Raw genomic sequence first — 18,196 nt, 5'->3', positions numbered from 1 at the left:
CTACTAAACCGTTGCTTTAATCATTCGGTCATTCCCATAAATATCTTTGCGCAATTCGATGTTTTTGAAATTCATTTCAGCTAGCAGAGCAACTGTCTCTTTTCCTAAATACTGATTGATTTCAAAAAACAACTGTCCGTTTGGCACCAGGTTTTTATGAGCCAATTCGGCTATTTTTCTGTAAAAAATCAAAGCGTCATTGTCTTCCACAAAAAGAGCCAAATGTGGTTCGTTATCCAAAACGTTTTTCTTGATTTCTTGTTTTTCTAAATTTCGAACATAAGGAGGATTTGAAACGATAACGTCAAATTGCTGGCCCAAATCTTCGGTTTGAAGGATGTTTTGAATTATAAAATTCACATCCACTTTGTTTGTTTCTGCATTTTTTTTGGCTGTAGCCAAAGCTTTTTCAGAAACATCAATTGCGTGAACACTTGCGTCAGGAATGTTTTTTGCCAATGAAATTGCGATACAACCACTTCCAGTCCCAATATCCAGAATTCTTAGTTTTTGACTTTCAGCTATTGATTTTTGACTTTCTATAATCCATTCTACTAATTCCTCCGTTTCTGGCCTTGGAATTAAAACAGATGAATTTACTTTGAAATCTAAACCATAAAAACTAGTTGTTCCCAATAGGTATTGAACTGGAATTTCTAATTTCAACTGATCCACGAGAGTATTCCAAACCAAAATCTCTGCATCAGAGAAGTCCAGATCAGGACGCAAAGCCAAATCAATTCTCTTCAACTGATGTTTTGCTTCTAATATTAAGTAGAAGAAACTTTCGGCTTCGCCTTCGCCATGAATTGGAGATAGCATTTCAATAAATAAGTCTCGGTATTGTTTAATTTTCATTGTATTCATTTTCCGTTTCAATTTAGAAACTCCTAATTTATAGTTCCTTCAACATCCAAACGGGACAAGATGTATGACCTGTAGATCCCATAGGCGAGTCAATATTTACAAAACCTGATCTTTTATATAGTTTTTGGGCACCATGCATAAAAGGCATCGTTTCCAAATAACACTTTTCAAAACCAAGTTCCTTAGCACTCTGCAAACATTTGGCCATCATTTGAGCTCCTATACCCAAACCACGGGTTTCTGGTCGAAAATACATCTTTTGTAATTCACAAATAGATTCCGCTTCATTTTCAAGCTGCGCCACACCGGCCACTCCCATTATTTTTCCGTTGCTTTCAACAACGTAATAAACGGATCTGGGTTTGCTGTATTCCTCAAACATTAAATCTAAATAAGGGTCTTCATAAGCCGTTCCCACCTTTGGAATATTCATTTCATCAAAAACTGCACGTATCAATTCTGCGACAGCTGGATTGTCTTTTTTTTCAATCTCTCTAATAACCCAATTTTCCATTATTATAGTTGCTTATTTATTATGACACAAAAATAGAAATTGTTTGTTGTTATTTTCGAAAGTTTCAAAACTAATCCCAATGTTTCGGGCCTAAACTCAAAAATACCTACTTTTGCATTGTGAAAATACATGAGAAATACATAGAGCGTTGCATACAATTAGCCAAAAACGGACTAGGGACAACTTACCCAAATCCTTTGGTAGGTAGTGTCATTGTTTATGACAACAAAATAATTGGCGAAGGTTGGCACAAAAAAGCAGGAGAACCTCATGCGGAAGTGAATGCCATAAATTCAGTAAAAGACAAATCACTATTACAAAAAGCAACTATTTATGTCAGCTTAGAACCTTGCAGTCATTTTGGAAAAACACCTCCTTGCTGTGACTTAATCATAAAAAACAAGATTCCGAATGTTGTAATTGGAACCGTTGACCCAAACGTAAAAGTTGCCGGAAACGGAATAAAAAAACTCATTGAAGCCGGCGCAAAGATAACCGTAGGTGTTCTTGAAGATGAATGTAACGAACTGAACAAACGTTTTTTTACTTTTCATCAAAAGAAGAGACCCTATATTATTTTGAAATGGGCAGAAAGTCAAGATGGATTTATAGCTCCTCAAAGCAAAACTGAGCAAAAACCAGTTTGGATCACCAATACTTATTCAAGACAATTAGTCCATAAATGGCGAAGTGAAGAACAAGCTATCCTAGTAGGCACACAAACCGTCATAGACGACAACCCCAAATTAGATGTTCGCGATTGGACAGGAAACAACCCCACCAGAGTAGTATTAGATCTAAATAATCGTATCCCAAACAATAGCCATGTATTTGATAACCAATATAAAACTATTGTTCTTTCAAAAACCACAAGGGATGTTGACCAAGAAAACCTTATCTTTGAAATTGTGACTTTCGATAAAAATAAGGCACAGCAGCTGACAGAATTAATGTTTAAACACCAGATACAATCCGTAATTATTGAAGGCGGCCGACAAACACTACAAACTTTTATTGACGCAAATCTTTGGGATGAAGCGCGCGTTTTTTCAGGAAACACGCTTTTCGCCAAAGGCACCAGGGCACCAGCACTGCCCAAAAGCAATTGTAAAAAGCAATTGATTGGCCAAGATGAACTTATAATATCAAGGAACCATGATTAATGCAATTATTTTTGATTTTGGCGATGTCTTTATCAATTTAGACAAACAAGCCACTGTTGATGGACTAAAAAATTTAGGATTGACAGAATGGGATGAAGACCTCAACAATCTAAACATTCAGTTTGAAACTGGTAAAATTACAAGAGATGATTTTCTTCAGGGCATTCAAAAACACATTCCCAAGGCAAGCACCTTAGAAATCTCAGAGGCCTGGAATTCTATTTTACTAGACTTCCCTCTTTATCGTTTGGAGTTTCTTCAAATGCTTTCCAAAAAATACCGCTTGTTCTTATTGAGCAATACTGATGCAATTCACATCGAGAGATTTGAACAAAAATCTGGAACTACTTTTTATAGTGATTTTTACCAATGTTTCGAACAAGTTTACTTTTCGTTTGAAATAGAAATGCGCAAACCTAATCCCGTAATATATAATTATGTTTTAAACAAGCATGAATTGCAGGCAAAACGAACTTTGTTCATTGACGACAAAAAAGAAAATACAGATGCCGCAGCTGAACTTGGTCTTCATGTATGGAATCTTCAAGTAGGAAAAGAAGACGTCGTAGACCTATTTAACAAAAATATAATTTAGAAGAATACTATTGAAAATTAAAGACACTTACAACACCATTGAAACCGCTCCGGAAGGGATCTTATTTAAAGAAAAAAGCAGCAAATTTTTTAGTTATGCTTTTCCAATACAATCCGAAGAGGAACTAAAACCCATTATTGACGATTTAAGAAAAAAACATCCCCATGCAGGCCATTTCTGTTATGCCTATCAAATAGGGACAGATATAATAGCCTATAGAGCTAATGATGATGGAGAGCCTAGTAACAGTGCAGGAATGCCAATTTATGGACAAATCCAATCTTTTGGAGTCACAAATATCCTTGTGGTTGTCGTTCGTATTTTTGGAGGAACTAAACTAGGTGTCGGTGGATTAATATCAGCTTACAAAACAGCCGCACAGCTTAGCCTAGAAAATTGCGAAATAGTAGAAAAAACAATAGACGTTCATTATCAAATATCATTTGATTACAAAAACATGAACAAAGTCATGAGAGTAATTAAAGAAAAAAAGCTAGATATTGTATCTCAAGAAATGGAAATTAATGAAGATACAGCATTACCAATTGGTTTAATTGAGGTGAAAACTAGAAAAAAAAATGCCGAAATGATCTTCGACATTTTTAATTCAATATTTGAAATTGACATTAAAATTAAAGAATAATTTTATTCAAAGCCACTTATTTTAAATTTTTGCTAATTTCTCTTTGACGTATTCTGGAGGAGCAGTTGGTCGAGACGTTTTCATGTCCACAAAAACCAAGGTTGAGCTGGCAATTGTTAATAACTCCATTTTCTCATTGTAGATCTCGTAGTCAAATTCAATCTTAACCGAAGTTTGGCTTTTAAAAATAGTTTTAACCGTTAATAGATCATCATATCTAGCTGGTTTTTTATAATTTATGTTCAATGATACCACAGGAAGCATAACTCCATTCTCTTCCATCCATTTATAAGAAATCCCAAGGTTTCTAAGCCATTCCACGCGTCCCATCTCAAAATACTGCGCATAATTACCATGATAAACGACTCCCATTTGGTCTGTTTCTGAATATCTTACCCGTACATTAAATTCGTGTTCTTTCATACTTTTATTTATGTTATTTTTTATTTTTTTTTACTCTCCAAATAGTACTTACAACAATATTTCTACATATTCAACCCGTATAAATTTTTTTTTACAGAAATTTGTTCACATATTTGTTACCCCGAAAAACACCAGTACTTTTGGTATTTTTTAATAAGACAATGATTACTAAATAAAATAATTTACATAGAATTTATGAACAAAACTGCTCAATCAGTATGGGAAAACTGCCTGTCTTTTATTAAAGACAATATTCAGGACCAAGCATTCAAAACTTGGTTTGAACCGATCAAATCAGTTGAGCTTACCGATAACGCATTGTACATTCAAGTTCCTAGCAAATTCTTCTACGAATGGTTAGAAGAACACTATGTAAAACTTTTAAAAGTGGCCTTGACTAAAGAACTTGGTAAAAACGCAAAGTTACTTTATAAAATCAAAATGGAAAACACTTATGGCAATAAACAACCGTTTACGGAACAATTGCCAAGTGCGAACCGCGCCCCTATGAAACCTCAAAATGTTGATGCTCCTTTTAAAAATTTAGATCCGGAATTAAAAAATCCTTTTGTAATTCCTGGAATCAGAAATTTAAAAATTGAATCACAACTGAATGCCAACTATAGTTTTGACAATTTCCTAGAAGGAGATTCAAATAGATTAGCACGTTCAGCAGGTATGGCTGTAGCCAATAAACCAGGTGGAACGTCCTTCAACCCTTTATTAATTTTTGGAGGTGTAGGATTAGGTAAAACGCATCTTGCTCACGCTATTGGAGTTGAGATCAAAGACAAATATCCTGAAAAAACAGTTTTATATATATCTGCCGAAATATTTACTCAACAATATATTGATTCGGTTAAGAAAAATAACAGAAATGATTTCATCCATTTTTACCAATTAATTGACGTCCTCATCATTGACGATGTTCAATTCCTTTCGGGTAAATCAGGAACTCAAGACGTGTTTTTCCATATATTCAATTATTTGCACCAAAATGGTAAGCAAGTTATTCTGACTTCAGATAAAGCGCCAGTTGATATGCAAGATATTGAGCAACGCTTGTTATCTCGTTTCAAATGGGGATTGTCAGCTGAATTGCACCAACCGGATTATGAAACTAGAATTTCTATCTTGAAAAACATTCTGTATCGTGATGGTGTTGAAATTCCAGAAGAAATTATTGAATACGTTGCACGCAACATCAAATCAAATGTCCGTGAATTAGAAGGCGCTATTATTTCATTGATTGCACAATCTTCATTCAACAAAAAAGAAGTTACAATTGAATTGGCAAAAAGTGTTGTCGAGAAATTTGTAAAAAATGTAAAACGTGAAATTTCTATCGATTACATTCAAAAAACAGTTTCTGATTATTTCCAGTTGGATCTTGAAACATTGCAATCAAAAACAAGAAAAAGACACGTAGTTCAAGCAAGACAATTGGCTATGTTCTTCGCGAAAAAATTCACGAAAGCATCCTTGGCTAACATCGGTTCACAAATTGGTGACCGTGATCACGCGACTGTATTGCACGCTTGTAAAACAGTTGATAACCTAGTAGCCACTGACAAACAGTTCAAGAAATTTGTTGAAGATATCCATAAAAAATTAACGCTATAATAGCATCATGTCCGTAAAAATTTTAATGGTTTGTTTGGGTAATATTTGTCGATCACCTTTGGCAGAAGGTATTATGGCGACCAAACTTCCTAAAGATAAATTCAGCGTTGATTCAGCGGGAACTGGTTCATGGCATATTGGTCATGCACCTGACGCACGTTCTATTGCTACCGCTAAAAAAAACAAACTAGATATTTCTAAACAAAAAGGCAGACAATTTAGCACTAGTGATTTTGACACTTATGATTACATCTATGTAATGGATAAGTCCAATTATGATGATGTAATCGAATTAGCCCAAACGCAGGAGCAAAAAAACAAAGTTCAAATTATTTTGAATGAACTATATCCAAATGAAAATGTGGATGTTCCTGACCCTTATTTTGGTATGCCAAATGGATTTGACATTGTTTACAATATGCTAAACGAGGTTTGTGACATCATAGCCGACAAATTAAAAAAAACTCACCTATAAATTTCTTCGGTAGTTTTTTTCAACTCTAAATTCTTATCTATTTCTTTATTAATGCCGTTCTTTGCATTTCTAAATTAGATTACAAACATAAATCGATTTCAATGAAACCAAATACCTTGTTAGGAAAACTCTATCTAATCCCAACCACTATGGGCGATTGTGACCCTATGGATGTTTTGCCTCAAACTGTAAAAAGAACCATTGATTTCATTGACCATTACATTGTTGAAAACGACAAAACAGCTCGTAAATCTATAAAAGAGGTTAATCCAGATAAAAAACAATCTGAATTGGTTCTCTTTACTTTAAACAAACGAACTGAAGTAAAAGAGCATCTCGATTTCATCAAACCTTTATTGGAAGGTAAAAATATGGGGTTAATGAGTGAAGCAGGCTGCCCTGGTGTAGCTGATCCTGGCGCAGTTATAGTAAAGCTGGCACATGAAAAGGGAATTCAAGTGATTCCATTAGTTGGTCCTTCGTCAATTCTTTTGGCAATGATGGCATCTGGAATGAACGGCCAAAGTTTTACGTTCCATGGTTATTTACCCATTGAAAAAGACGAAAAGAAAGCCAGTTTTAAAAGTCTAGAAAGGATTTCATTCGAACAAAATCAATCTCAAATTTTCATTGAAACTCCATATCGCAACAATAAACTACTGGAAGATTTGCTACAGACTCTAAATCCGGAAACGCATCTGTGTATAGCCACTGATATTACGCTTCCAACAGAGTATATCAAGACCAAGAAAATTGCAGCTTGGAAAAAAGAAACTATCGATTTACATAAACGCCCCACTATCTTTATAATTCATAAAATGTAATTTTTTGATTACAAAAGAAATATTTTCATATCTTAGTTTAAACAAAACCTTTAAACTAATCAAAATAAAAATAACCAAAAGAGACGTTAGGATATTTATATTAGGTATGATAGCCTTTTTTGCGATTGAATCCATTTATAGTTGGAAAGAAACCAAAAGTGAATTTTTAAGAGGCTGGAATGATGGTAACGACTATCCAGCTGCAACTAAAACCAACTAAAAAATATTTTAAAAAGCATTTATAGATTAAATAATGAAAACAATAAAAAATTTCTTCACAGGAGTACTATTAACGATGGTTGCGATATTCATCATAGAAAGTGTTTACAACTGGAAAGAATCAAAAACTGCCTTTATGCAAGCTTATCATAACGGTCGTAATTCTGATTACAATACTGAGAAAAAATAATTTCGCTTAACCTGAATATAAAATTGACTATTAAAAAATGAACTCGTTTTTTAATAGTCAATTTTTTTTGCACTACTCTTTTAATGATTTTAGAAATCTTCCTCTAAAAAATAAACATCAATTAAGCTTGATAATCAGTATTTTATGACTAAATTTAACATCCCCCTGATCTAAAAAAATCACAATTATAAATTTTAAAAAATTTAATTATGAAAAACAAGATTTTAAAGGAAGGATTAGTGCTTCTTATGATGTCAATGTTCCTAGGCTGCAATGAAAAAAAAGAAGTTCCTATAGTAACAGTCGATAAAGACGCCATTAAAACCGAAATTCAAGCAATGGAGGATGCCTATGCGGTTGCCTACAACGCAAGAAATGCAGACGGTATAAATTATTATGCGGATGATGCCATTAGTTTCTCTAACGAAAAAAAGCCGTTACAAGGGAAGGCGGCGATTCATGAATCGATGAGAGAAGATTTGATGACTTTTCCAAAGTCCGCAACAATTAGTTTTGAAACCAAAGAAGTCCATGTTGCAAATGACAGAAATCAGGTTGTGGAGATAGGCGGTTATACTGTCGTAGATTCTACAAACACAAAAATGATGAGTGGAAATTTCATGAGTCTTTTTGAAAAAAGAGATGGAAAATACATCTGTATTAGAGACATGGCAAACTCCGATATGCCAAAAACTGAAAAATAAAATTTAAGAAAAAATCTATCAGTAAAGCACTTCAATTGGAGTGCTTTCTTTTTTGAAAAAAAAATATTGCCGAAACAGAATGATAATTTTAGTTTTTAAATTCATAGAGCAAATAAATCTAAAAATAACACTTTACCAACTCAAACCATTTGCCTACTTTTAAATCACTAAAAAGAAAAGTATGTCAAAGCTTCCAAATATAGGTACTAGTATCTTTACAATCATGTCAAAGATGGCAGCCGAATACAATGCAATAAATCTATCTCAAGGATTCCCTAACTTCCCAGTTGACGAAAGACTAACAGATATTGTTGCTACACTTGCAAAAAAGGAGGTACATCAATACCTTCCTATGGCGGGTTACGCTCCTCTGCTATCAAAAATCGCTGTTTTAGTCCAAGATTCTTATGGTAGAATTCTTAAGCCAGAGTCAGAAATACTTGTAACAGCTGGAGCCACCCAAGCCATCTTTGCAACAATTCAAGCTTTGGTTGATACTGATGACGAAGTGATTATTCTAGACCCTAGCTATGATTGTTACGAGGCTCCAGTTCTATTATCTAATGCAAAGCCAATTCATATTGCCCTTAATGATGACTATACTCCTAATTGGGAAACGATAGAAAAAGTCTGTACTTCAAAAACTAAAATGATTATCATCAATAATCCACATAATCCAACGGGGAAAATTTTAACCGAAATGGATTTTGAGGCTCTTCAAAAGATATTACTTAAATTCCCCGAAATAATTTTGCTTTCGGATGAAGTGTATGAATACATCACATTTGAAGAAAAACACATTTCGGCCCACACACGCAGCCAGCTTTTAAATCGTTGTATAGTAGTTTCTTCTTTTGGTAAAACATTCCATATAACAGGTTGGAAAGTGGGCTATCTCGTTGCTCCAGAACATTTAATGAAGGAAATTAAAAAAGTACATCAGTTTTTAGTTTTTAGCGTCAATAGTCTATCTCAGGTAGCCATAAGCGAATATTTAGACATTGTTTCTGTTCAGGAAATCAGCGGTATGTATCAGGAAAAAAGAGACTATTTCAGTCATTTACTTAAGAATAGCAGATTCAAGCTTATGCCTTGCGAGGGAACTTATTTTCAGGTAGCCTCCTATTCTGCTATCTCCAATGAAAATGATGTCGATTTTTGCAAAAAATTAATTACTAAACATGGCGTAGCTGCTATCCCAATCTCCACTTTTTATGCAGATGGAAAAGACCTGCGCTTGATTCGTTTTTGTTTTGCAAAAGACAATTCGACTTTAGAGCAAGCCGCTAAAAAATTGTGTAGCATATAATTACAGCAATATTTATTTTATTATGCATGCATACTATTTATTTATTATATTTACAATTCAATAAAATTAATACGATATGAATTATACAGATAAAATGTTACGTGACGATGCTTTAAAAGGCAAAGTAATAGTAGTAACTGGCGGAGGCAGCGGATTAGGAAAAGCGATGACGAAGTATTTCTTAGAACTTGGAGCTAAAGTAGCAATAACGTCGAGAGATTTAGACAAACTAAAGAATACTGCATCAGAAATGGAGTCAGAAACTGGCGGTACTTGTTTGCCTTTACAATGTGACGTTCGTCATTATGAACAAGTCGAAAACATGCTAGAACAAGTATTGAAAGCTTTTGGAAAAGTAGATGTATTGCTAAACAATGCCGCAGGAAATTTCATCTCGCCAACAGAAAGGTTATCAGCCAATGCATTTGACACTGTAATTGATATTGTTTTAAAAGGAACAAAAAACTGTACACTGGCTTTTGGAAAGCACTGGATCGATTCTAAGCAAGCTTCTTCCACAATTTTGAATATTGTAACTACTTATGCCTGGACAGGTTCAGCCTATGTAGTGCCAAGTGCTACCGCCAAAGCTGGAGTTCTAGCTATGACAAGAAGTCTAGCTGTAGAATGGGCTAAATACGGTATCCGCTCTAATGCGATTGCTCCCGGACCATTCCCTACAAAAGGTGCTTGGGACAGATTGTTACCTGGAGACCTTGCCGAAAAATTTGACATGTCTAAAAAAGTACCTTTGAAACGAGTGGGAGATCATCAAGAACTAGCTAATCTAGCGGCCTATATGGTTTCTGATTTCTCAGCCTATATAAATGGTGAAGTAGTGGTAATCGACGGTGGTGAATGGCTGAAAGGCGCTGGACAATTTAATATTCTAGAGGCAATTCCTGAAGAGCTTTGGGACCAACTAGAAATGATGATAAAAGCAAAAAAGAATAAATAATTAAGATCTGAATTCTTTTTAAAAAGAGTGGACTGTTTTTCAGTTCACTCTTTTTTTGTCTAAAATCGAATGCGAAACGGCGAAAATTAGCCCAAATGGAAGTGGAAAGCTTCGTAGATTGAATTGCATTTTTTTCTAGGCCTGAAAGAGCGACCAGCGGAAGCTCCTTGCAGGACTTTAGAAAAAAGTAATTCAAGCAAGAACTTGAAACGGACAGTTGGATCAGCTCCCAATTAAAACTCCCTAATTCATTAAAAGATTTCGAAAAACAAAATTCACTCCCAATAAAATCGCTATTTTTGCACTATCAATAAATAACACCACGATTTATGCTCATTATAGGGATTGCAGGCGGAACAGGAAGCGGTAAAACAACCGTAGTTCATCAAATTATGAATGAATTACCTGAAAAGGAAGTAGGAATAATTTCTCAAGATTCCTATTACAAGGAAAATAACAACTTAAGTTTTGACGAACGGGCCCTTATCAATTTTGATCACCCTCGTGCTATCGATTTTGAATTATTGGTCGCTCACCTCAAGGAACTTAAAGCCGAAAAAACAATCCATCAACCAGTTTATTCTTTTGTAACTCACAACAGAACAGAAGATACAATTACGACTCATCCTAGAAAAGTAATGATTGTAGAAGGAATTTTAATTCTCGCTAATCCAGAACTAAGGGATTTGTTTGATGTAAAAATATACGTACATGCAGACTCTGATGAACGATTGATACGTCGATTAAAACGAGATATTGCAGATCGAGGACGCGACATGGACGAAGTGTTAAATCGCTATCAAAACACACTAAAACCAATGCATCAGCAGTTTATTGAACCTACAAAAGCATTTGCTGACATTATTATACCCAACGACAAATACAATACTGTAGCCATAGATGTAGTTAGAGCCGTAATAAATCAAAGAATTCTATAATTTTATTGTAATTTTAACCTAATAAAACTCCTTGACCTCTTTCTAAAAACAGTAAGAATAAGGAGCTATTTCCCGCTTTCACCTTTATCCACGTTAAAAAACGTGGGATATCGGCTCTATCGGGGCTAAAAAAAACAAATGACAAATCCACATAAAGAGAAACCTTGGTTTAAATTTCTGAGCAATAAATATGTATGGGTATTGTTGTTTTTTTCGGCTTGGATGCTATTTCTGGACAACTATTCTTATTTTGACCATCGGTTTTTAGACGACCAAGTCAGTGAGCTCGAAGACAACAAAGAATATTACAAGGAAGAAATAAAAAAGGACGAGGAGCAAATAAAACAACTAAAAAATCCAGAACAAATAGAAAAATACGCTCGTGAAAAGTACTATATGAAAAAGGAAAACGAGGATATTTATATCATAGAATTAGAAGGTGACAGCATTGAAAACAGCACTAAATCTTGAATTATTAAAAACAACAATTAAAATGGCTACTAATTTATTCGAAGATTTCGATCCGGTTAGCTCCAAGCAATGGAAACAAAAAATACAATTTGAACTCAAGGGCGCGGATTACAATGAAACCCTGATTTGGAATTCCCCTGAAGACATTAAGGTAAAGCCTTTTTATCATAAGGACGAGTTCACTAAATCTTTTCCTGTTACCACAAAAGCATCGGAATGTAAGATTTGTCAAAATATTTTTGTTTTCGATATCGAGAAATCGGTAGAAAGAGCTTTAGATACATTATCCCGTGGTGCCGAAAGTCTTCGCTTCACCATTGAGGATGACACGGTTGACGTGGTAAAACTATTGGAGAAATTACCTCTGGAAAACGTTGCCGTTTATTTTAACTTTAATTTTATCTCAATCGATTTCGTTAAAAAAATTGATGTTATAGTCTTACAAAAAAAGGCAATTGCTTTTTACAACCTCGATCCCATAGGACAATTAGCCAAAGAAGGCAATTGGTTTAAGACCGAAGACAAGACTAATTTTGATACGCTTAACCTCCTAGCTACTGCAATTCCGGATAATTCTATAATTAGTATAGATGCTGGATTATACCAAAATGCTGGAGCAAATATGGTACAGCAAATTGCCTATGCTATGGCTCACGCCAATGAATATTTCAATCGAATTCCCATTATCAATAAACCAATCGTCTTTGAAGTATCAGTAGGAACCAATTACTTTTTTGAGATTGCCAAATTGCGTGCGTTCCGATTACTTTTTAATTTAATAGCCAAAGAGTACAATCATAATCTAGAATGTCATCTGTTGGTTTCGCCTACAAAACGTAACAAAACATTATACGATTACAACGTAAATATGTTGCGTACTACCACTGAATGCATGTCGGCAATTTTAGGTGGAGCGGATGCCATTGCTAATTTACCTTATGATTCCTTATACCATAAAGACAATGAGTTTGGGGACAGAATTGCCCGAAACCAATTGTTAGTTCTTAAAAACGAAAGTTATTTTGACAAAGTAAATAACCCGGCTGACGGAAGTTATTATATAGAAACACTAACGAGCCAGCTTGCTGAAAAGGCATTGGTCTTGTTTAAAGATATTGAGGCGACTGGTGGTTTCCTAAAGCAATTGAACGAAGGAATCATCAAAAGAAAATTACAGGAAAGTGCTGACAAAGAGCAGGAGCTTTTTGATTCAGGGAAAGAAGTTTTGTTAGGAACCAATAAATATCCAAACAAAGACGACAAGATGAAACACGATTTAGAACTGTTCCCTTTTGTAAAAATAAAACCAAGAAAAACCCTGATTACCCCTATTATCGAAAAACGTCTGGCCGAGAAAATAGAGCAGGAACGTCTCGATTTAGAATAAGTTTCAACCGCAGTAATCAATTACAAATCTTGTAAATTAGAGTCAGAAATGATAAGAAACGACCTTAAACATATTCAATTAGAAGCTCAAAAGCCCAATACTGATACTCCAAATTCATCGGCCGATAACTACTTGACCGCTGAAGGAATTGAACTCAAAGAAACCTATTCAGAAAAAGATGTTGAGAATCTCAAACATCTTGATTTTGCCGCTGGTTTTGCGCCCAATTTACGTGGTCCATACACAACAATGTATGTTCGCCGTCCTTGGACCATTCGCCAATATGCTGGATTTTCAACCGCAGAAGAAAGCAATGCCTTTTACAGACGCAATCTTGCCGCAGGACAAAAAGGCCTCTCGATAGCATTTGATTTGCCCACTCACCGTGGCTACGACTCAGACCACGAACGTGTAGTAGGAGATGTGGGAAAAGCGGGTGTAGCAATCGATTCTGTAGAGGATATGAAAGTATTGTTTGACCAGATTCCCTTAGACGAAATGTCGGTATCTATGACCATGAACGGTGCAGTTTTGCCTATAATGGCATTTTATATCGTGGCAGCTGAAGAGCAAGGAGTTAAACCAGAAAAGCTTTCAGGAACCATACAAAATGACATCCTTAAGGAATTCATGGTGCGTAACACTTACATCTACCCGCCTACTCCCTCAATGAAGATTATTGCCGATATATTTGAATATACGAGCAAAAAAATGCCGAAATTCAATTCCATTTCAATATCAGGTTACCACATGCAAGAAGCAGGTGCAACGGCTGACATCGAATTGGCCTATACCCTTGCCGATGGATTAGAATACATTAAAACTGGTTTATCAACCGGTATGAAAATAGATGATTTTGCGCCACGTCTTTCCTTTTTCTGGGCTATAGGAATGAACCATTTTATGGAGATTGCCAAAATGAGAGCCGGCAGAATGATTTGGGCCAAATTAGTAAAACAGTTTAACCCGAAAGACGATAAATCATTGGCTTTAAGAACCCATTGCCAAACCAGCGGATGGAGTTTAACAGAGCAAGACCCGTTTAATAATGTAGCTCGAACTTGTATTGAAGCGGCAGCAGCAGCATTTGGAGGAACACAATCTCTTCATACTAATGCCCTTGACGAAGCCATCGCCTTACCAACTGACTTCTCTGCAAGAATTGCAAGAAATACACAAATATATCTGCAGGAAGAAACTAAAATCACAAAAACAGTTGATCCTTGGGCCGGAAGCTATTATGTAGAAAGTTTGACACATGAAATTGCAGAAAGTGCATGGAAGCTGATCGAAGAAGTAGAAGAACTTGGCGGAATGACGAAAGCCATTGAAGCCGGAATCCCAAAACTAAGAATTGAAGAAGCAGCTGCCAGAAAACAAGCACGTATTGACAGCTCACAAGATATAATTGTAGGAGTCAACAAATATAGATTAGAAAAGGAAGACCCTTTGCAAATTCTGGATGTAGACAATCAGATGGTGCGCAAGCAGCAACTAGAACAACTAGACCGCATCAAGGCAACTAGAGACTCAGAAAAAGTACAAGAATCACTCAAAAAACTAATCCTTTGTGCCCAAACTGGAGAAGGAAATTTATTAGAACTGGCCGTAGACGCAGCAAGAAACCGAACTACGTTAGGTGAAATCAGCGACGCTCTGGAAACAGTTTTTGGAAGGTATAAAGCACAAATTAAATCCTTTAGCGGTGTGTATAGTAAAGAAATAAAAGACGACAAAAGTTTTGAGAAAGCGAAACAACTAGCGGATGCCTTTGCCAAACAAGAAGGCCGTAGACCTAGAATTATGATTGCCAAAATGGGGCAAGACGGACATGATCGCGGAGCCAAAGTAGTGGCTACTGGTTATGCTGATGTAGGTTTTGATGTAGACATAGGTCCTCTTTTTCAAACTCCAGCTGAAGCCGCCAAACAAGCAATCGAGAATGACGTTCATATTCTAGGAGTTTCCTCATTGGCTGCAGGTCACAAAACATTGGTTCCCCAAGTAATTGAAGAATTAAAAAAGTATGGCCGAGAAGACATTATGGTCGTTGTGGGCGGTGTGATTCCCTCACAAGATTATCAATATTTATTTGACGCCGGCGCCGTTGCTGTTTTTGGTCCAGGAACGAAAATCAGTGATGCTGCCATAAAAATATTAGAGATTTTAATTGGTCAATAATATATAATTCACATCGTTTTAAGCTAGAAAAACATCAACTGAAAAGTTGATGTTTTTTTATTTAATCTTATTTATTTTACAAACAGCGCCAAAGCGGAAAAACAATTATGACAATCCTATTTTCCATTAGAAGCATAAAGAATCACCAGCAACATCTCTTAATCTGGCTATGCAAAATTCCTACTATTGCTTTGTTAATTAACAAAACCTTCCAACACAGTTAACTGTTAAAGGGAATAATATTTTGTAAATTTACTTGACTACTAATTAATGTGTTAGACCCCAAAAAATATATACAAATGAACATTACGTTAAATAATTTTGATATGAAATAGGTTTGAATGATGAAAAGGGGAAGTAAATAATATGCCTTATAATTTATTATATGTTAGAATTATTTTAATTAACTATTAATTTAAATTCACTATTATGAAATATTATGTAATTTTTTTGCTGGCTCTAGGGCTGACAAATATATCCTATTCGCAAGACATAAAGGATACTGATTCGAAAAACGGAAATATTAGTATGGAAAATTTACCTGCTGTTGTCATCAAAAGTGCTGGAACAGACTTCTCAGTCTATTTGCCTGACAGAAATGCAGATCCAAAGGTAAGAAAACTAGAAGATAGTTTCATAGCGTATGACCTTGGTAAAAACTATGAGGGTTTTGAAACCTATTTAGTATTTATGGAAATAAAAGGGGGGTCTCTTTCAGCTACATACAATGAAAACGGAAAATTGCTTTCTGTTGTGGAAAACTACAAAAATGTAAAGCTACCTGGCGATGTCGTTTTCTCCATCTATAAAAAATTTCCTGGATGGGAGATCGTAAATGACAAGTACTTGTACACTCAAAAAGAGGGAGATGTTTTAAAAAAACAATATAACCTTAAAATTAAAAAAGGAAAAGAGACCAAAAAATTAACCGTTCATCCAGATGGCGAAATTATAGCTGGATTATAAAAAAACGATGCGAAATGAGTACTTTATCTTGAGCTGTCCATTACAATGGGCAGCTTTTTTATTGCTTTTATTTTTGTCAAAAATCATACTGTTAAATCTATCATTTCATTTATAAAAAGTTTTTAATTAATTAAATAATGAGCACTTTTCTTAATAAAAAAAACGGACTGAAACTCCTCTTTTATTAACATAATATATAGATAAAATTAACAGATATAATGTATTTAAAAAACTAACTTTACAATAGAAGGGAAATTTAACAATCAAATTACGATAATTAATTTTCGTTAAACAAACACACAACACTCTGATTTACAATTTATTATACATATATTTAAAGTCCCCAAATTAAATTATTCGAATTCTGTCAATTGAAAACTGAATATTAATTAAAAACCAAATATTATGAAATCATTTATTATTGCTTTATTGTTATTAGGGTTAACCACAACATCTTATTCTCAAGATAAAACGAAGAAGGATGTGGAAGAGGGAATCATTAAAATGGAAGAATTACCAGCCGTTGTAATTAAAAGAGTTGGAACTGATTTTTCAATTTATCTTCCAGACAACAATCCAGATCAAGACGTCAGAAGATTGGAAGAGAAATTCATCGCGTATGACATTGGAAAAGATTATGAAGGTTCTGAGAACTACTTATTGCTAATGCAAACAAAAGATGGTTCTTTGTCCGCTACATACAATGAAAACGGAAAACTGATTCGAGTTGTGGAAAACTATAAAAATGTCAGATTACCCAATGAGGTAATTTATTCCATCTATAGGACATATCCTGACTGGACCATTGTAAACGACAAATATCTGTATACTCAAGAGGAAGGTGATATCTTAAAAAAACAGTACAATCTTAAAATTAAAAAAGATAAACAAACCCTTAGATTGACAGTTCGTCCCAATGGCGATATATTAAAAGTAAGATAATAAAAAAGGCAGTCAAACAAATATGTTTAGACTGCCTTTATTTTTTTAGCTATTAACCTCTAATTCACGTTTGCAACTGCATTTACATTTGCGACAATAAGTGAAGTGTCATAACCTCCAAATGCTTTCATATAACTTCTTATAGAAGCACCATAAGCATCTTTGATGAATACCTTACCGTTGTGCTTAAAATACCTTTTTACAGATCCTGCACCACCCAAATGTGCTGCGGCCAAAATTCCAGATTCAGTCACTAAAATACCGTTAACAACCGTTCCGTCGTATTTCTTGATAACATCCTGTAAAATTGATTTATTCTTTGACAAAAGCGCTACAAAAGCTCTTTCTTGCATCTTAGGGCTTCTCAAGAATAATGAACTATCATGTATTCCAACTGATCTTAGGGTTTCAGTACCAAACTGGTATTTTCCCATATAACCTAGAGAATTAATTTTTTTGTATTTACCTTCAGATTCTTTGAAGCCAAGTGCTTCCTTAAAACCAATAAATAAATTTCCTGTAAAAGGGATATTCAAATTGGTGTAATCTTCTTGTTCTTGGGATGGATATAAGTATCGATTTCCATCCGGGTTTTTTATTAGAAACCATTGATTCGCATCTATTTTAAGAGGTTTAAAACCTGCACTTAAAAAGGCTATAATAATAGCTAAACTTGTATAAAAATACCATTTCTTTACCATAAATTGTTTTTCTTCAAAACGCTGTCCCGTTAAGAAATTTCTGCGTGCAAAGATACACTAAATTTTATAAAGCTGAATACCAAGCTGTTAATCTTATCTAAAA

The 18,196-nt window shown here is 34.7% G+C and carries 21 protein-coding genes; 17 read left to right on the top strand and 4 right to left on the bottom strand.

The window, feature by feature from the left end; translation table 11 throughout:
* Nucleotides 1-3: 3 nt before the first annotated feature.
* Both prmC and BLV91_RS06715 read right to left on the bottom strand, forming a co-directional pair.
* Nucleotides 4-858, bottom strand: a complete 855-nt coding sequence (gene prmC / locus BLV91_RS06720) for a peptide chain release factor N(5)-glutamine methyltransferase (RefSeq protein ID WP_091431035.1) — start codon at nucleotides 856-858, stop codon at nucleotides 4-6.
* Nucleotides 859-895: 37 nt separating this feature from the next.
* Nucleotides 896-1,381 (bottom strand): GNAT family N-acetyltransferase, encoded by a 486-nt coding sequence (locus tag BLV91_RS06715; protein ID WP_091431033.1) that lies wholly within the window; start codon nucleotides 1,379-1,381, stop codon nucleotides 896-898.
* A 119-nt stretch (nucleotides 1,382-1,500) separates the two neighbouring features.
* On the opposite strand from BLV91_RS06715, the gene ribD reads away from it, so the two are divergent.
* Genes ribD through BLV91_RS06700 form a run of 3 tightly spaced genes read left to right on the top strand, consistent with a single transcriptional unit; the run spans nucleotide 1,501 to nucleotide 3,782 of the window.
* Nucleotides 1,501-2,544 carry a bifunctional diaminohydroxyphosphoribosylaminopyrimidine deaminase/5-amino-6-(5-phosphoribosylamino)uracil reductase RibD gene (gene ribD, locus BLV91_RS06710; protein ID WP_091431031.1) on the top strand — a complete coding sequence of 348 codons (1,044 nt, stop codon included), beginning with the start codon at nucleotides 1,501-1,503 and terminating at the stop codon, nucleotides 2,542-2,544.
* A complete protein-coding gene (locus BLV91_RS06705; protein ID WP_091431029.1) occupies nucleotides 2,537-3,139 on the top strand; it encodes an HAD family hydrolase in 603 nt (200 codons plus the stop codon). The genes ribD and BLV91_RS06705 overlap by 8 nt, the downstream gene beginning before the upstream one ends.
* 10 nt (nucleotides 3,140-3,149) lie before the next feature.
* On the top strand, nucleotides 3,150-3,782 hold the full coding sequence (locus tag BLV91_RS06700; RefSeq protein ID WP_091431027.1) for an IMPACT family protein: 633 nt from the start codon (nucleotides 3,150-3,152) through the stop codon (nucleotides 3,780-3,782).
* Nucleotides 3,783-3,803: 21 nt separating this feature from the next.
* Here the strand turns inward: BLV91_RS06700 and BLV91_RS06695 are convergent, their stop codons facing one another.
* Complete coding sequence (locus BLV91_RS06695; protein ID WP_091431026.1) at nucleotides 3,804-4,205, bottom strand: acyl-CoA thioesterase; 402 nt, start codon at nucleotides 4,203-4,205, stop codon at nucleotides 3,804-3,806.
* A gap of 195 nt (nucleotides 4,206-4,400) precedes the next feature.
* Here BLV91_RS06695 and dnaA point away from each other — a divergent pair, with 195 nt between their 5' ends.
* The 14 genes from dnaA (at nucleotide 4,401) to BLV91_RS06630 (ending at nucleotide 17,392) form a co-directional block, all read left to right on the top strand.
* Complete coding sequence (dnaA, locus tag BLV91_RS06690; protein WP_007137863.1) at nucleotides 4,401-5,828, top strand: chromosomal replication initiator protein DnaA; 1,428 nt, start codon at nucleotides 4,401-4,403, stop codon at nucleotides 5,826-5,828.
* A 7-nt stretch (nucleotides 5,829-5,835) separates the two neighbouring features.
* Entirely contained in the window at nucleotides 5,836-6,303 is a 468-nt protein-coding gene (locus BLV91_RS06685) for a low molecular weight protein-tyrosine-phosphatase (protein ID WP_091431024.1), read from the top strand.
* Nucleotides 6,304-6,404: 101 nt separating this feature from the next.
* Complete coding sequence (locus BLV91_RS06680; RefSeq protein ID WP_091431022.1) at nucleotides 6,405-7,127, top strand: SAM-dependent methyltransferase; 723 nt, start codon at nucleotides 6,405-6,407, stop codon at nucleotides 7,125-7,127.
* A gap of 4 nt (nucleotides 7,128-7,131) precedes the next feature.
* Entirely contained in the window at nucleotides 7,132-7,347 is a 216-nt protein-coding gene (locus BLV91_RS06675) for a hypothetical protein (protein WP_091431020.1), read from the top strand.
* Between the two features lie 33 nt (nucleotides 7,348-7,380).
* Nucleotides 7,381-7,536 carry a hypothetical protein gene (locus tag BLV91_RS16970; RefSeq protein WP_175513962.1) on the top strand — a complete coding sequence of 52 codons (156 nt, stop codon included), beginning with the start codon at nucleotides 7,381-7,383 and terminating at the stop codon, nucleotides 7,534-7,536.
* A 209-nt stretch (nucleotides 7,537-7,745) separates the two neighbouring features.
* Entirely contained in the window at nucleotides 7,746-8,240 is a 495-nt protein-coding gene (locus BLV91_RS06670) for a YybH family protein (protein ID WP_091431019.1), read from the top strand.
* A gap of 181 nt (nucleotides 8,241-8,421) precedes the next feature.
* A complete protein-coding gene (locus BLV91_RS06665; RefSeq protein WP_091431017.1) occupies nucleotides 8,422-9,549 on the top strand; it encodes a methionine aminotransferase in 1,128 nt (375 codons plus the stop codon).
* A gap of 76 nt (nucleotides 9,550-9,625) precedes the next feature.
* The gene (locus tag BLV91_RS06660; protein WP_175513966.1) at nucleotides 9,626-10,507 is read left to right on the top strand and encodes an SDR family oxidoreductase; all 882 of its coding nucleotides are present in this window, start codon (nucleotides 9,626-9,628) and stop codon (nucleotides 10,505-10,507) included.
* 329 nt (nucleotides 10,508-10,836) lie between these two features.
* Nucleotides 10,837-11,445, top strand: a complete 609-nt coding sequence (gene udk / locus BLV91_RS06655; RefSeq protein ID WP_091431015.1) for a uridine kinase — start codon at nucleotides 10,837-10,839, stop codon at nucleotides 11,443-11,445.
* Nucleotides 11,446-11,583: 138 nt separating this feature from the next.
* Nucleotides 11,584-11,916, top strand: coding sequence for an FtsB family cell division protein (locus BLV91_RS06650; protein ID WP_091431013.1), 333 nt, complete (start codon nucleotides 11,584-11,586; stop codon nucleotides 11,914-11,916).
* A 22-nt stretch (nucleotides 11,917-11,938) separates the two neighbouring features.
* Nucleotides 11,939-13,303 carry a methylmalonyl-CoA mutase subunit beta gene (locus BLV91_RS06645; protein WP_091431237.1) on the top strand — a complete coding sequence of 455 codons (1,365 nt, stop codon included), beginning with the start codon at nucleotides 11,939-11,941 and terminating at the stop codon, nucleotides 13,301-13,303.
* A 48-nt stretch (nucleotides 13,304-13,351) separates the two neighbouring features.
* The gene (scpA, locus tag BLV91_RS06640) at nucleotides 13,352-15,484 is read left to right on the top strand and encodes a methylmalonyl-CoA mutase (RefSeq protein WP_175513965.1); all 2,133 of its coding nucleotides are present in this window, start codon (nucleotides 13,352-13,354) and stop codon (nucleotides 15,482-15,484) included.
* A gap of 429 nt (nucleotides 15,485-15,913) precedes the next feature.
* Nucleotides 15,914-16,450, top strand: a complete 537-nt coding sequence (locus tag BLV91_RS06635; protein ID WP_091431011.1) for a phage tail protein — start codon at nucleotides 15,914-15,916, stop codon at nucleotides 16,448-16,450.
* Between the two features lie 405 nt (nucleotides 16,451-16,855).
* Complete coding sequence (locus BLV91_RS06630) at nucleotides 16,856-17,392, top strand: hypothetical protein (protein WP_091431008.1); 537 nt, start codon at nucleotides 16,856-16,858, stop codon at nucleotides 17,390-17,392.
* Between the two features lie 59 nt (nucleotides 17,393-17,451).
* On the opposite strand, the gene BLV91_RS06625 is transcribed toward BLV91_RS06630, so the two are convergent.
* A complete protein-coding gene (locus BLV91_RS06625; protein ID WP_091431005.1) occupies nucleotides 17,452-18,093 on the bottom strand; it encodes a peptidoglycan-binding protein LysM in 642 nt (213 codons plus the stop codon).
* Nucleotides 18,094-18,196 lie beyond the last annotated feature (103 nt).

Source organism: Flavobacterium degerlachei, from assembly GCF_900106645.1.
GTDB classification, from domain to species: Bacteria; Bacteroidota; Bacteroidia; order Flavobacteriales; family Flavobacteriaceae; genus Flavobacterium; species Flavobacterium degerlachei.
This window is presented reverse-complemented; position numbering and strand designations above follow the sequence as displayed.

Bases quoted from the DNA above. Each gene is read 5' to 3' on its own strand.
- BLV91_RS06705 (WP_091431029.1), top strand. From the start codon at position 2,537: ATGATTAATGCAATTATTTTTGATTTTGGCGATGTCTTTATCAATTTA.
- BLV91_RS06685 (WP_091431024.1), top strand. From the start codon at position 5,836: ATGTCCGTAAAAATTTTAATGGTTTGTTTGGGTAATATTTGTCGATCA.
- BLV91_RS06715 (WP_091431033.1), bottom strand. From the start codon at position 1,381: ATGGAAAATTGGGTTATTAGAGAGATTGAAAAAAAAGACAATCCAGCT.
- prmC (WP_091431035.1), bottom strand. From the start codon at position 858: ATGAAAATTAAACAATACCGAGACTTATTTATTGAAATGCTATCTCCA.
- BLV91_RS06645 (WP_091431237.1), top strand. From the start codon at position 11,939: ATGGCTACTAATTTATTCGAAGATTTCGATCCGGTTAGCTCCAAGCAA.
- dnaA (WP_007137863.1), top strand. From the start codon at position 4,401: ATGAACAAAACTGCTCAATCAGTATGGGAAAACTGCCTGTCTTTTATT.
- BLV91_RS06665 (WP_091431017.1), top strand. From the start codon at position 8,422: ATGTCAAAGCTTCCAAATATAGGTACTAGTATCTTTACAATCATGTCA.
- udk (WP_091431015.1), top strand. From the start codon at position 10,837: ATGCTCATTATAGGGATTGCAGGCGGAACAGGAAGCGGTAAAACAACC.
- BLV91_RS06635 (WP_091431011.1), top strand. From the start codon at position 15,914: ATGAAATATTATGTAATTTTTTTGCTGGCTCTAGGGCTGACAAATATA.
- BLV91_RS06695 (WP_091431026.1), bottom strand. From the start codon at position 4,205: ATGAAAGAACACGAATTTAATGTACGGGTAAGATATTCAGAAACAGAC.
- BLV91_RS16970 (WP_175513962.1), top strand. From the start codon at position 7,381: ATGAAAACAATAAAAAATTTCTTCACAGGAGTACTATTAACGATGGTT.
- scpA (WP_175513965.1), top strand. From the start codon at position 13,352: ATGATAAGAAACGACCTTAAACATATTCAATTAGAAGCTCAAAAGCCC.
- BLV91_RS06650 (WP_091431013.1), top strand. From the start codon at position 11,584: ATGACAAATCCACATAAAGAGAAACCTTGGTTTAAATTTCTGAGCAAT.
- BLV91_RS06680 (WP_091431022.1), top strand. From the start codon at position 6,405: ATGAAACCAAATACCTTGTTAGGAAAACTCTATCTAATCCCAACCACT.
- BLV91_RS06660 (WP_175513966.1), top strand. From the start codon at position 9,626: ATGAATTATACAGATAAAATGTTACGTGACGATGCTTTAAAAGGCAAA.
- BLV91_RS06625 (WP_091431005.1), bottom strand. From the start codon at position 18,093: ATGGTAAAGAAATGGTATTTTTATACAAGTTTAGCTATTATTATAGCC.
- BLV91_RS06670 (WP_091431019.1), top strand. From the start codon at position 7,746: ATGAAAAACAAGATTTTAAAGGAAGGATTAGTGCTTCTTATGATGTCA.
- BLV91_RS06630 (WP_091431008.1), top strand. From the start codon at position 16,856: ATGAAATCATTTATTATTGCTTTATTGTTATTAGGGTTAACCACAACA.